This is a genomic window from Rhizobium sp. BK491, from assembly GCF_014194925.1.
Taxonomy (GTDB): Bacteria; Pseudomonadota; Alphaproteobacteria; order Rhizobiales; family Rhizobiaceae; genus Rhizobium.
This window is the reverse complement of sequence record NZ_JACIAR010000001.1, coordinates 56,396-69,739: the sequence shown is the minus strand read 5'-3', so window position 1 is coordinate 69,739 and position 13,344 is coordinate 56,396. Positions and strand designations below refer to the sequence as shown.

The window sequence follows — 13,344 nt, the reverse complement described above, 5'->3', positions numbered from 1 at the left end:
CCCTTTGAAGACCTCTTCTCCCGCTGCGCAACAGATCAAATCTCCACAAAGCATCGGATGGCTTCCATCCGATGCTTTGCCACGCCTAGCTCCGGCTTCATCTCCATAATCGCAGCCAAGTGATGTTCATTGGAGCGAGCGCTTCTGAGCAGGTTTGCGATCGGCAAGCTCCGTCGACCTCCGACACATAAAAAGCCCGGAAGTCGGGAAAACTTCCGGGCTATACCTACTGAAAACTTATGTTTGAAATCAGCTCGCCAGCACCTTCAGCGGCGTGACCGAAGCAACGGCGTCGAGCCGCAGCCCGGTATCCTGGGCGAAGAGGTGCGTGTGCTGCTGCGGCAGTTCCAGCGCAACCGACTGACCGGTCTGGCCTGTCGTATGATCGGCAACGGCGACGGCGAAGCTCGAACCGTTGATATCGCAATGGATGACACGGCCAGCACCGAGTTCTTCGACGAAATCGACCGTTGCCGGGATAGCACCGGGCGTGCCGGCAGGAACGAGGCGTGCATGTTCCGGCCGGAGGCCGAGGGCGACCGGCTGGCCGGCATGGCGCTTGCCGATGTTGGCGTCGATGGCGATCGGAATGCCGTCGAAGATGAATTGCTCGCCATTGGCCGCGAAAGTGCCTTCCAGGAAATTCATGGCCGGGGAGCCGATGAAGGAGCCGACGAAACGGGTGCGCGGCGTGTTGTAGACCTCGAGCGGCGTGCCGACCTGCTCGACATTGCCCTTGTACATGACGACGAGCTTGTCGGCGAGCGTCATGGCCTCGACCTGATCATGCGTCACGAAGACCGACGTTGCCGACAGGCGCTTGTGCAGGCGGCGGATTTCGACGCGCATCTGCACGCGCAGCTTGGCATCGAGGTTGGAAAGCGGTTCGTCGAATAGGAAGACCTTCGGCTCGCGGATGATGGCGCGGCCCATGGCGACGCGCTGGCGCTGACCGCCGGAAAGCTCGGCCGGCTTGCGTGCCAGGAAATCTTCGAGGCCGACGATCTTGGCGGTTTCCCTGATGCGGCGGTCACGCTCGGCGCGCGGCACGCCGGCGACCTTGAGCGCATAGCCCATGTTGGCTGCGACATCCATGTGCGGATAGAGCGCGTAGTTCTGGAAGACCATGGCGCAGCCGCGCTCGCGCGGCTCGAGCTGGTTGACCACCTTGCCGTCAATGCTGATTTCGCCCGAGGTGATATCCTCAAGACCGGCGATCATGCGCAGCAGGGTGGACTTGCCACAGCCGGAAGGTCCGAGGATGACGACAAATTCGCCCGATCGGAAATTCAGGTCGACGCCATGAACGACCGGATTGCGTCCATAGGCCTTGCGAACTTGTTCGATGCGGATTTCCGCCATTTTAATCTTCCCCGCCTGTCCATTCTCGGCACGTCAATCGGGTGGACTGCTAGCGAATTTGCATTACAGAACAGTGACAAGCATTCCTTATACCACAAAGGAGATCGAGTTTTCCCTACGAGAGTTGCGTGTGGCATTCGCTTATGTAACGCGTGGTAGTGAAACCATTCGACGGTCTGCGTCGTATAAGGGTTTCCGCAGCCAAAAGGCATGCGAGAAGCAATAGAGGATGACCGATCGGCCAGGACCATGACAACAGCGATAAAAGAGCCGAACCCCATCCTGCTATGGTTTCGCAAGGATCTCCGCCTGGACGACAACCACGCGCTGCAGTCGGCGGCAACATCGAGCCGCCCTCTAATTCCCGTCTATATTCGCGAGCCAGGCGTAGCGGCGCGTGGCCCACTTGGCGGAGCACAGGAATGGTGGCTGCATCATTCGCTCGCTGCCCTGCAAACCGCTCTTGATGCAGTTGGGAACAAGCTCATTCTTCGCCAGGGCGATGCCCTGACGGTGCTTAAAAAACTCATTGACGAAACCGGGGCCGAAGCCGTCGTCTGGAACCGTCGATACGATCCGGCCGGTATCGAGGTGGACACCCAAATCAAGAAGGCTTTGCGGAGCAAGGGCATCGAGGCCAACAGCTTTGCCGGTCAGCTGCTGCACGAACCCACGCGCCTGCGCACGGGAACCGGTAACCATTACAAGACTTACACGCCGTTCTGGCGCGCATTCGAGCAATCCGGCGAGCCGCCGTTTCCGATCGAGGCGCCCCGAAGGCTTCTTGCGCCCCACCGCTGGCCGCAATCGGACTCTCTTGATGCTTGGTCGCTGCTGCCCACAAAGCCGAACTGGGCATCCGAGTTCGTGGACATTTGGACGCCAGGCGAAGCGGCGGCTCTCGATAAGCTGGAAGACTTCGTCAACGGCGCGCTTAATAACTATGCGGTCAGCCGTGACTTTCCGGACAAACCGGCAACCTCCCTGCTCTCGCCACATCTGGCGCTCGGAGAGATTTCACCTGCCCGTATGTGGCACGCAACACGCGGACTATCCGGCAAGATCCCGAACGATGATATCGTTCGCTTTCGCAAGGAGCTTGTCTGGCGGGAGTTCTGCTATCATCAGCTCTTTCATTTCCCAAAGCTCCGGACAGCCAACTGGAACGATCGCTACGATGATTTTCCCTGGCTATCGGATGCCAAGCTGCTGGCAAGCTGGCAGCATGGGCAGACAGGTTATCCGATCGTCGATGCCGGCATGCGGCAGCTGTGGCGCCATGGCTGGATGCACAATCGCGTTCGCATGATCGCGGCATCTTTCCTGATCAAGGATCTGCTGATCGACTGGCGCGAAGGCGAAGCCTGGTTTCGCGACACGCTCGTCGATGCCGATCCGGCCGCCAATACCGCGAACTGGCAGTGGGTGGCAGGCTCCGGCGCCGATGCTTCACCCTTCTTCCGCATCTTCAATCCGGTGCTGCAGGGCGAGAAATTCGATCCGGATGGCGGCTATGTCCGAACTTTCGTGCCGGAGCTCTCCAAGCTCGACAACAAATATATCCACCGGCCGTTCGAGGCGCCTGATGACGTGCTCAAGCGTTCAGGAATAGAACTCGGCAAACACTACCCCCGTCCCATCGTCGATCATGCCACGGCGCGGCAGCGTGCGCTCGCCGCGCACGCATCGCTTAAAGATGATGGATAGGCGCTATTCCGCTGGATGCGCCGTGATATGCGGCCCGGCCGGCCGGCGCTTGCTGCCGCTCCCCAAAAAATACCTGAGCACTTTGAAATACAGGCTATAGGGCAGAAACTTCAGCAGCTTTGCCCGATAGACCATGCTCTTTGGGAAACTGATGTCGAAGGATGGTGATTTCAACCCGGCGGCGATCGCATCCGCCGCCTGCTGTGCCGACACGATCTCAGGCATGTCGAACTTATTTTGAGCCGTCAACGGCGTGTCGACATAGCCCGGGGTGATGAGCTGGATGCGGATGCCCATGCGATCGAGCTCGAAGTTCAGGCTTTCCGCCATGTTGATCAGCGCGGCCTTGCTGGCTCCGTAAGCCGCACCGCCGGGAAGTCCGCCATAACCGGCGACGGATGAGACAAGGGCAACTTGGCCGTATCCCCGCGCCCGCATATGCCGCACCGCCGGAACGAGACAATTGACGACACCGTGAAGATTGACGGCAAAACTGCGTTCGAACACTTCGTGATTAAGATCTTCGCCCCGTGCCGGCAAATAGACGCCGGCGTTCAGAACCGCCAGGGCAATGGGGCCGTGCTGATATTCAATTGCCGCAACTGTGTGCTCCATGTCCTCTGTATCGGTCACATCGCCGTCGAGCACGACAATGCCGCCTGCAAGCGCGCTTGCCTCGGCCTGCAGCGCCAGAAGCTTGTCGTGGCTGCGCGCCGTAACGGCGACCTTGTAGCCTTCTTCTGCCAGCTTCAGCGCGAGCGCGCGGCCGATACCGGAACTGGCGCCGGTAATCCAGACGACTCCGTGTTCAGGACGTGCGATGAACGGGCTCATGGCTCTTCTCCTTGGCTGGCGGCCGCCTACATCAAACGCTTGAACTGCGGCCGTCCGTGGCATTTTAGAAATAGCGCATCATTGTGGCCGCTTTCGGCCAGACTAAGGGCGTCATCGGGAAAACAATGTCACCAATTGGAGACCGAAGACCTGGATGAAAGAGGGAGGTCGAGACGCCCGCCAAGTCGAATTTTGCGAGGCGAATAGATAGCAAGGAACAGAATTTCTTGCCTATCCCGCCTTGTGAAGGGAAAAGACCGTTCTTACAGTAGTTGCGAACAGAAGGCAGATTCCAATGACCGTCCATCCGTCCGTCCTCGAAGCAATTGGCAATACGCCGTTGATCAAGCTCAAGGGCGCCTCCGAGGCGACGGGCTCGACCATTCTCGGCAAGGCCGAATTTCTCAATCCCGGTCAATCGGTGAAGGATCGCGCCGCGCTCTACATCATCCGCGACGCCGAGAAGAAGGGGCTGCTGAGGCCGGGCGGCGTCATCGTCGAGGGCACGGCCGGCAATACCGGCATCGGCCTGACGCTGGTTGCCAAGGCACTCGGCTACCGCACCGTCATCGTCATTCCTGAGACACAGAGCCAGGAAAAGAAGGATGCATTGAAACTGCTCGGGGCCGAACTGGTGGAAGTTCCCGCTGTCCCCTACAAGAACCCGAACAACTACGTGAAGGTCTCCGGCCGGCTGGCCGAACAGCTCGCAAAGACCGAGCCTAACGGCGCGATCTGGGCAAACCAGTTCGACAACGTTGCCAACCGTCAGGCCCATATCGAGACGACGGCCAAAGAAATCTGGTACGATACCGATGGCAAGATTGACGGCTTCATCTGCTCGGTCGGTTCCGGCGGCACGCTCGCCGGCGTCGCTATGGGGCTGCATGCCTTTAACAAGGACATCAAGATCGGTATTGCCGACCCCGAAGGTGCCGCCCTTTATGAATTCTACAAGAACGGCGAGCTGAAATCCTCCGGCTCTTCGATCACCGAAGGCATCGGCCAAGGCCGCATCACGGCGAACCTGGAGGGTTTCACGCCCGATTTCGCCTATCAGGTCACCGATGCCGAAGCGCTTCCCTACGTCTTCGATCTGGTCGAATACGAGGGCCTGTGCCTAGGCGGCTCGACTGCCATCAATATTGCCGGCGCGGTTCGTCTCGCCAGGGATCTCGGCCCCGGACATACGATCGTGACCATCCTGTGCGATTACGGCAATCGCTATCAATCCAAGCTCTTCAATCCGGACTTCCTGAAGTCGAAGGGCCTGCCGCTGCCGGGCTACTTGGAAAAGCGGACTGAAATTGCCGTCCCCTACGAAACAACAGCGTGACCATATGACCGTCCATGCCCTCTATCGTGACGATTTCTATCTATCGACGGCCGAAGCAGTCGTTACCGCGATCCACGAAGACGGGGGCATCGAGCTCGATCAGACCTGTTTTTATGCGACTTCGGGCGGTCAGCCTGGCGATACCGGTTTCCTCGAGCGCGGCGACGGCTCGAGGATCATGCTCGGTCAAACGAAGCATGGGCCGATCAAGGACATCATCATTCATGTCCCGCTCGAAAATCAGCCCTTGCCCATCGTCGGTGAGAAGCTGGTGCTGCATATCGACTGGGCGCGCCGCTACAAGCTGATGCGCATGCATACGGCCTGCCATCTCCTCTCGGTGGTCTGCCCCTATCCGATCACGGGCGCGGCGGTCGGCGAGGATGAGAGCCGGGTCGATTTCGACATGAGCGAGACGATCGACAAGGATGAAGTGACGGCGAAGATGATGGCGCTCGTTAATGAGAACCATCCCGTCTTCGTCCGCTGGATTACCGACGAGGAGCTGATCGCCAATCCGGGCATCGTCAAATCCAAGAATGTGCGCCCGCCGATGGGCCTTGGCCGCGTCAGTCTCGTCTGCATCGGCGAGGATTCGGCCGTCGACAGCCAGCCTTGCGGCGGCACGCATGTGTCGGAAACGCAGGAGGTCGGCGCGATCCATATCGCCAAGATCGAGAAGAAGGGCAAGGAAAACCGCCGCTTCCGCATTCGTTTCGGCCCACCGACCAACGAGAATTGACCGGGTAAGCGCCTATATCTCGATATCAAGACCAATAAACCAAAGCAGGGAGTGATCATCATGGCAGCGGACAAGAGCCGTTTCGTCGTATCCGCCGACTGGCTGCAGAGCGAGCTGGGCGCCAAGAACCTGCGCATCCTCGATGCATCCTTTTATCTGCCGGCGCAGAAGCGCGATGCCGATGCCGAATATGCCAGCGGCCATATTCCCGGCGCCATCCGCTTCGACCAGGACAAGATTGCGGATCATTCGACCAACCTGCCGCATATGGTCCCCTCGCCCGAGTTTTTCGCCGCGGAAGTCGGCAAGCTCGGTATCAGCGAAAACGACCGCATCGTCATCTATGACGGTCCGGGCCTGTTCGCCTCCCCGCGCGTCTGGTGGCTGTTCCATATCGTCATGGGCGCCCCAAACGTCTTCGTGCTCGATGGCGGTCTGGATGGCTGGAAGGCCGAAGGGCGGCCACTGGAGACGGCGACGCCTGCCTTTGCGCCCGCAACGTTCAAGCCGAAGTTCAACGCCAGCCGCGTCGTCTCGCTCGACGAGATGCGAGAAATCGTCGACAGCCGTTCGCTGCAGATCGCCGATGCCCGCAGTAGCGGCCGTTTTGCAGCAACCGAGCCTGAGCCGCGCCAAGGCATGCGCTCGGGTCATATGCCGGGAGCCAGAAGCCTGCCATCGGGCGTCTTCGCCACGAACGGCAAGTTCAAGTCGCTGCCGGAATTAAGGGAAACCATCGAGAAGGCCGGCATAGATCTCGAAAAGCCCGTGGTGACGACCTGCGGCTCCGGTATTACGGCTGCCATCATCACGCTGGCGCTCGAATCCCTCGGCCATGGCGACAACAAGCTCTATGACGGCTCCTGGTCGGAATGGGGCAGCCGGGAAGATACACCCATCGTCACCGGTCAAGATTGAGCATGCCGATCGTGAAGACGCCCTCGTCCATCAAGGTTCACATCACCCGCCTAGAAATGACCGCTCCGCCCAAGACAAGCTTGCCGGTGCCGGTCAATATCCAGACCGCGATCATGCGGGCGCCCGGCATCCCGCTGCCCTTCTATCGCTATCTCTATCGCCAGGTCGGCGCCCGCTGGCACTGGGTGGAGCGTCTGCGCCTCTCTGACGAGCAGCTGACCGCTGTTCTTCACGACCAGCGCAACGATATCAGTGTGCTTTACGTTAACGGCGCTCCGGGTGGATTCTTCGAATATTTCCGGCAGGACGAGGACACGATCGAGCTCAGCCATTTCGGGCTCATCGAAAACGCGCTCGGCCTCGGCATCGGCAAATGGTTCCTGCTGCAGTCGCTCTACGCCATCTGGACGTTGAACCCGCAACGCATCGTGACAACGACGAACAATCTCGATCATCCCAGGGCATTGCAGCTCTACCAGATGTTCGGCTTCTCGCCGATCTCGACCGGAGAAGGCATCGTTCGGCCCTTGAGCGACAAGGAACTGCTGGAGCTCGCGAAGAAAGGCTGACTCTTCGAGATGGCAGGAATCGGGTGGTTTCGCGCTTTGTTTAAGAGCATCACATGGCAGATCTCGAAAGGAGCTTTGCCATGCCTTCCATCGCTTTTGCAGCCATGCCTACCTCGGACGCCGAAGCTCTTTGGAGCGGCGGCGTGGATGCCTACGGTCACCAGCCGGAGACCATGATTTCCGATGGTCCGGGCTATCCCTGCCGTCACTGCCTGCGCAATATCGATGCCGGCGAAGAGCTGCTCGTCTTCGCCTATCGCCCCTTCCCTGAACTGCAGCCCTATGCAGAAACAGGTCCGATCTTCCTGCATAAGACGCCGTGCCTGCGCTACGAGGCGGAAGAGATCCTGCCCCCTGTGCTGGCGAGCAGCCGGGATTTCATCGTGCGTGGCTATGGCAGGAGCGACCGCATCGTCTACGGGACTGGTGCAGTGACGCCGACTGGCGATATTGCTGTTTATGCGGCCTCGCTGTTTGAGCGCCCGGACATTGCCTATGTCCATGTCCGCTCGGCGCGCAACAATTGCTACCAATGCCGGATCGACAAAATAGGAGCGCCGGCATACGCGGATGCCGGCGCCTCCATCTGACGTACGCGTGATGGGCTTTACGCGACGTTCAGAATGCTTTCCGGCGCAACGGCTTCATAACCGAGCGCTTCGGCTACCGCCTTGTTGGTGATGCGGCCCTTATGGACGTTGAGGCCATTGCGGAGGTGCTTGTCTTCCGCAATAGCGCGCAAGCCACGATCGGCCAAAGCGAGGCCGTGATAGATCGTGGCGTTGTTCAAGGCATGGGCGGAAGTAACAGGAACCGCACCCGGCATGTTGGCGACGCAATAATGCACGACACCTTCCACCACATAGGTCGGATCGGAATGCGTCGTCGCATGAGAGGTCTCGAAACAGCCGCCCTGGTCGATGGCGACGTCGACGATAACGGAACCCTGCTTCATGCCCGACAGCATTTCGCGCGTGACCAGCTTCGGCGCGGCAGCACCGGGGATCAGCACGGCACCAATGACGAGATCGGCGGAAAAGACCTCTTCTTCCAGTGCCTGGATGCTGGAATAACGGGTATGGACGCGGCCGTTGAAGATATCGTCAAGCTGGCGCAGGCGCGGGAGCGAACGATCGAGGATGCTGACATCGGCGCCGAGCCCGGCCGCCATCTTGGCCGCATGCAGGCCGACGACACCGCCGCCGATAATCGTCACCTTGGCCGGCAGCACCCCCGGCACGCCGCCGAGCAGGATGCCAAGCCCGCCATTGGCCTTTTGCAGAGCTGTCGCACCCGCCTGGATTGAGAGACGGCCAGCAACCTCCGACATCGGCGCCAGCAGCGGCAGGCCGCCGCGCTCGTCTGTCACGGTTTCATAGGCAACGGCTGTAACGCCGGATGCGAGCAGCCCCTTGGTCTGTTCCGGATCGGGCGCGAGATGCAGATAGGTGTAAAGAAGCTGTCCGTCACGGAGTTGCGCCCACTCCGAGGGCTGCGGCTCCTTGACCTTCACGATCATGTCGCACTTCTCGAAAATATCCTTGGCGCTCGGGGCGATTTTGGCGCCGGCGGCCGCATAGGCGTGATCATCGGCGCCGATGCCGGCGCCAGCCTTCGTCTCGACCCAGACTTCATGGCCATGGGCGATATATTCGCGAACGGATGCCGGCGTCAGGCCGACGCGGTACTCGTGATTCTTGATTTCCTTCGGGCAACCAACGCGCATTTCATTCCTCCTCGAATGCTGTTGCGTCTTTCATTTTCTCCAACTGAAATCAGACCACCACCGCCCCGCAATGTCCTTGCAAAGACGATTTGCGCTGCAGCCATTTTTCGTGATTTATTGCGTGAACAGGAGTTTTTTCGAAAGATCTTCGAATGTCCGACCTAGACGCCATAGATCATTCGATTCTTCGGATGCTGCAGCAGAACGCCAGGATCACCAATGCGGAACTGGCCGAGAAGGTCGGTCTTTCGCCCTCGGCCTGTTCGCGGCGGCTCGATATCCTGGAAAAGAGCGGCGTCATCGACGGCTATCACGCGCATCTCTCGCACAAGGCGCTTGATTACAAGATGATCGCCTTCGTGCACATCTCGCTGTCAGGCCAGTTCGCCAAGACGCTTTCGGAATTCGAAACGGCGGTGAAGCGCTGCCCCAATGTGCTGTCTTGCTACCTCATGTCGGGCGAATACGATTACATATTGCGCGTCGCCGCGCGCGACCTCGAGGACTACGAGCGCATCCATCGCGACTGGCTCTCGGCCCTGCCGCACGTCGTGAAGATCAATTCGAGCTTCGCGCTGCGCGAGATCATCGACCGGCCGAATGTGGGCCTGTGATCTTCGTCAGCGCATATCCAGCAGCAATGCGCGATGATCGGACACCTCGGGCTCGGCTACAGGATCGAAACGGATGACCTCGACATTCGAAGTCACCAGCATGTAGTCGGCAAAACGCGGCTGCTTCTTGTAATGCGAGGTGCGCGTGTCGTCATGTCCCCGTGAAGTGACGAGATCGACAAGACCCAGGCTGCCGAGGATCTTGAAGGTCTCGCTATCCGGCAACACGTTGAAGTCACCGCAAACGACCAGCCGGTCGCCCTCTTGCCGAACCTGGCGAATGATCTCGACCAGCGCATACGCCTGATGGCGTCGGGCCGGCGTATCGCCCTTGCCTTCGAGATCCCGCAGGCCGTGCATATGCGCAATGGTGATGGGATAGCCGCGCTCATAGTCGAACAGGCGGATGCAATGGGCATTGCGCGAACGCGGATGAGGCCCATAGCCATCGGCCGAGAATTCACCATGAACGAAGCCGGCTGCCTGGCCGATGATCGGATAGGTCCGGCGCACGAATGTTGCCAGTCCGAACTCGGAATCGAATCGCCGGTCCCCATCGAAAAGATCGCCTCGCGCTACGGGGAGAAAGAAAGCATCGTAAGCTGGCAAAGCAGCCTTCAGTTCCTCGAAAAGATTGGCGCGCTGCGGGAGCTCGATGCCGTGATCGCGATAGACCAGCCAATCGGCGTCCGCTCCCTGCGTGCGAACCATTTCCTGTAGGAACAGAACATCCGCATCGATATCAACGAGATAGGGGATTAGCGGCTCATGCAGCCGGCCGCCCCATGCATTCAATGAAACGATACGCATATCCTGCACCTCTCATAGTCACATCGCCGATCGCAGCAGCCATCGCGATGCGGTACCGATTCGGGACGCCCGGCTACAATTTTAGCGATTATGCTAAACATCCCGCAAGGCACATCTGATATCCAAAACGAGAAAAGGCGGATGAGCCGGGATAACATCATGCAGTTCTCTTCGAAATCTCCCATTCAGGGCAATCTGAAAATCAAGACACGCGGCTCGTCGCGCCACCATGCGCGGCTCATGGGCCAGGTTCGATATTTCACCAAGCTTGTCACCGGCCGCGTGGTCGATATTTCCACCAGCGGCATTGCGCTCGACCTGCAGGCGCCGCTTTATGCCGCCGCCGGCAGCAAGGTTCGCGTCGAATGCGACGATATCGGCCTGCTGGATGGTTTCGTGCGCTGGGCTCACAACGGCCGCATCGGCATCGAATTCGACCGCTCGTCCAATGCCTCGGCTAAGGTCGCGTCCTATTTCCGCTTTTTCCACAAGGACATGAAGCCTGTTCTCAAACGTTGATGGCATGTCGGCTTGAGCCGGCTACGATCCACAATAAGCCTGTCACATTACTGGTGCACACCTTCAAAAATCGTCCTAATCTCCCTCGCCCGAGAGATGATCGACGGATTTATAGCCCCATCGTTGAAGGAGTGTCTTATGTCTTCCATTCTGGATTTACCCAGCATGTCGCGCCGTTCCCTGCTGCAAGGCCTCAGTGCCACGGCGGCGCTGATCGTGCTGCATCCTTTCGCGGCCCGCGCGGCGAGCAACCAGGCGCATCTGCGCCTCATGGAAACGACCGACATTCATGTCAACGTATTTCCCTATGACTATTATGCCGACAAGCCGAACGATACGATGGGCCTGACGCGCACGGCGACGATCATCGACAATATCCGGGCCGAAGCCACCAACTCGCTCCTCATCGACAATGGCGACGTGCTCCAGGGCAATCCGATGGGCGATTACATGGCCTATCAGCACGGCATGAAGGACGGTGACGTCCATCCGGTCATCAAGGCGATGAACACGCTCGGCTATTCCGTGGGCACGCTCGGCAACCACGAATTCAACTATGGCCTCGACTTCATGTTCAAGGTGCTGGCGGGTGCAAACTTCCCGTTCGTCTGCGCCAACCTGACCAAGGGCCAGCTCGCTTCCGACCCCACGAAGGACGACCTGTTCTTCAAACCCTATCTGATCCTCGAAAAGAAGATCAAGGACGGCGCAGGCAATGAAAGCCCGATCAAGATCGGCTTCATCGGCTTCGTGCCGCCACAGATCATGCTCTGGGACATCAAGAACCTCGAAGGTAAGGCGCAGACGCGCGATATCGTCGAAGCCGCCACGGCCTGGGTTCCGGTCATGAAGGCCGAAGGCGCCGATATCGTCATCGCTCTCTCGCATTCCGGCATCGACGGCAGCGGCCCGAGCGAGAAGATGGAAAACGCCTCGCTCTATGTCGCGGCGGTCGATGGCATCGATGCCGTCTTCACCGGCCATCAGCATCTCGTCTTCCCCGGCCCTAAGACGTGGGACGGCATCAAGGATGCCGATCCGGTCAAGGGAACGCTCCATGGCAAGCCCGCCGTCATGGCCGGCTTCTGGGGCTCGCATCTCGGCCTCATCGACCTGCTGCTCGAAAAGGACGGCAAGAGCTGGAAGATCGTCGACTTCACTTCCGAGGCACGCCCGATCTACCACCGCGACGACAAGAAGAAGGTTGTCGCCGATGTCGCAGACAAGAAGGAAGTCGTGGAAGCAGCCAAGGCCGAGCATGAGGCGACGCTGACCTATGTCCGCACACCTGTCGGCAAGACCTCCGCACCGCTCTATTCCTACTTCGCGCTGGTCGCCGACGATCCCTCTGTCCAGATCGTCAGCCAGGCGCAGATCTGGTACATCAAGAACATATTGAAGGAGACGCAGTACAAGGACCTGCCGGTTCTTTCGGCGGCTGCCCCCTTCAAATGCGGCGGTCGCAACGGCGCCGACTATTATACCGACGTTCCCGCCGGCAATATCGCCATCAAGAACGTCGCCGATCTCTACCTCTACCCGAACACCGTGCAGGCCGTCGTCATCAACGGCGCGCAGGTCAAGAACTGGCTGGAAATGTCGGCTGCGATGTTCAACCAGGTGCAGCCCGGCGCCAAGGATGCGGATCTGATCAACAGCAGCTTCCCATCCTACAACTTCGATGTCATCGACGGCGTCACCTACCAGATCGACCTTTCGCAGCCACGCCGCTTCGGCGATGACGGCAAGGTTCTGAATGCTGATGCAAACCGCATCCAGAACCTGCAGTTCAACGGCAAGCCGATCGACCCCGCGCAGAAGTTCCTGGTCGTCACCAACAACTACCGCGCCGGCGGCGGCGGCAACTTCCCGGAAATCGCGGCGGACAAGGTCGTCTATCAGGCGCCGGACACGAACCGCGACGTCATCGTGCGCTATGTCCACGAGCAGGGCACGATCAACCCGACCGCCGACGGCAACTGGACCTTCAAGCCGCTGGAGGACACGACCGTCCGGTTCCAGAGTTCGCCGAAGGCCAAGGATTTCCTTGAGCAGGTCAAGAGCGTGAAGATCGAAGATGCCGGCGAAGGTGCCGACGGCTTCCGCAACTACAGGCTGGTGCTGTAATCATTGACGACTGCTGCTTCTTCGGGAAAAAGAGGCTAGTTACGCATGAAATGAGGTCGTTGCTGCTCCACACCTTCTCC

Annotated in this window: 13 protein-coding genes; 9 read left to right on the top strand and 4 right to left on the bottom strand. The window is 59.4% G+C overall.

The annotated features are described in order from the left end of the window. Nucleotides 1-249: 249 nt before the first annotated feature. Nucleotides 250-1,362 carry a sn-glycerol-3-phosphate import ATP-binding protein UgpC gene (locus FHX05_RS00420; protein WP_112610111.1) on the bottom strand — a complete coding sequence of 371 codons (1,113 nt, stop codon included), beginning with the start codon at nt 1,360-1,362 and terminating at the stop codon, nt 250-252. Nucleotides 1,363-1,611: 249 nt separating this feature from the next. Here FHX05_RS00420 and FHX05_RS00415 point away from each other — a divergent pair, with 249 nt between their 5' ends. Further along, on the top strand, nt 1,612-3,069 hold the full coding sequence (locus FHX05_RS00415; protein ID WP_183870365.1) for a deoxyribodipyrimidine photo-lyase: 1,458 nt from the start codon (nt 1,612-1,614) through the stop codon (nt 3,067-3,069). A gap of 3 nt (nt 3,070-3,072) precedes the next feature. Here the strand turns inward: FHX05_RS00415 and FHX05_RS00410 are convergent, their stop codons facing one another. Continuing rightward, the gene (locus tag FHX05_RS00410) at nt 3,073-3,903 is read right to left on the bottom strand and encodes an SDR family NAD(P)-dependent oxidoreductase (RefSeq protein ID WP_183870364.1); all 831 of its coding nucleotides are present in this window, start codon (nt 3,901-3,903) and stop codon (nt 3,073-3,075) included. Nucleotides 3,904-4,198: 295 nt separating this feature from the next. Here FHX05_RS00410 and FHX05_RS00405 point away from each other — a divergent pair, with 295 nt between their 5' ends. From FHX05_RS00405 to FHX05_RS00385, 5 genes are all read left to right on the top strand, one after another. Then, the gene (locus FHX05_RS00405; protein ID WP_112415176.1) at nt 4,199-5,239 is read left to right on the top strand and encodes a cysteine synthase A; all 1,041 of its coding nucleotides are present in this window, start codon (nt 4,199-4,201) and stop codon (nt 5,237-5,239) included. A gap of 4 nt (nt 5,240-5,243) precedes the next feature. Then, nucleotides 5,244-5,981, top strand: a complete 738-nt coding sequence (locus FHX05_RS00400; protein WP_183870363.1) for an alanyl-tRNA editing protein — start codon at nt 5,244-5,246, stop codon at nt 5,979-5,981. 60 nt (nt 5,982-6,041) lie between these two features. Further along, entirely contained in the window at nt 6,042-6,899 is an 858-nt protein-coding gene (gene sseA, locus FHX05_RS00395; protein ID WP_183870362.1) for a 3-mercaptopyruvate sulfurtransferase, read from the top strand. A gap of 8 nt (nt 6,900-6,907) precedes the next feature. After that, the gene (locus FHX05_RS00390; protein ID WP_112610331.1) at nt 6,908-7,468 is read left to right on the top strand and encodes a GNAT family N-acetyltransferase; all 561 of its coding nucleotides are present in this window, start codon (nt 6,908-6,910) and stop codon (nt 7,466-7,468) included. Nucleotides 7,469-7,548: 80 nt separating this feature from the next. Beyond that, entirely contained in the window at nt 7,549-8,058 is a 510-nt protein-coding gene (locus tag FHX05_RS00385) for a DUF1203 domain-containing protein (protein ID WP_183870361.1), read from the top strand. A 17-nt stretch (nt 8,059-8,075) separates the two neighbouring features. Here FHX05_RS00385 and ald read toward each other — a convergent pair whose 3' ends face one another. Then, nucleotides 8,076-9,194: an alanine dehydrogenase gene (gene ald / locus FHX05_RS00380; RefSeq protein ID WP_112337428.1), complete on the bottom strand. Its 1,119-nt coding sequence runs from the start codon at nt 9,192-9,194 to the stop codon at nt 8,076-8,078. 152 nt (nt 9,195-9,346) lie between these two features. Between ald and FHX05_RS00375 the strand changes: the two genes are divergently transcribed. After that, on the top strand, nt 9,347-9,808 hold the full coding sequence (locus tag FHX05_RS00375; RefSeq protein WP_075852386.1) for an Lrp/AsnC family transcriptional regulator: 462 nt from the start codon (nt 9,347-9,349) through the stop codon (nt 9,806-9,808). A gap of 6 nt (nt 9,809-9,814) precedes the next feature. Here FHX05_RS00375 and FHX05_RS00370 read toward each other — a convergent pair whose 3' ends face one another. Then, on the bottom strand, nt 9,815-10,618 hold the full coding sequence (locus tag FHX05_RS00370) for an endonuclease/exonuclease/phosphatase family protein (RefSeq protein ID WP_183870360.1): 804 nt from the start codon (nt 10,616-10,618) through the stop codon (nt 9,815-9,817). 159 nt (nt 10,619-10,777) lie between these two features. Here FHX05_RS00370 and FHX05_RS00365 point away from each other — a divergent pair, with 159 nt between their 5' ends. Then, a complete protein-coding gene (locus tag FHX05_RS00365) occupies nt 10,778-11,137 on the top strand; it encodes a PilZ domain-containing protein (RefSeq protein ID WP_112337591.1) in 360 nt (119 codons plus the stop codon). A gap of 138 nt (nt 11,138-11,275) precedes the next feature. Continuing rightward, nucleotides 11,276-13,264: a bifunctional 2',3'-cyclic-nucleotide 2'-phosphodiesterase/3'-nucleotidase gene (locus FHX05_RS00360; protein WP_183870359.1), complete on the top strand. Its 1,989-nt coding sequence runs from the start codon at nt 11,276-11,278 to the stop codon at nt 13,262-13,264. Nucleotides 13,265-13,344: the final 80 nt, after the last annotated feature.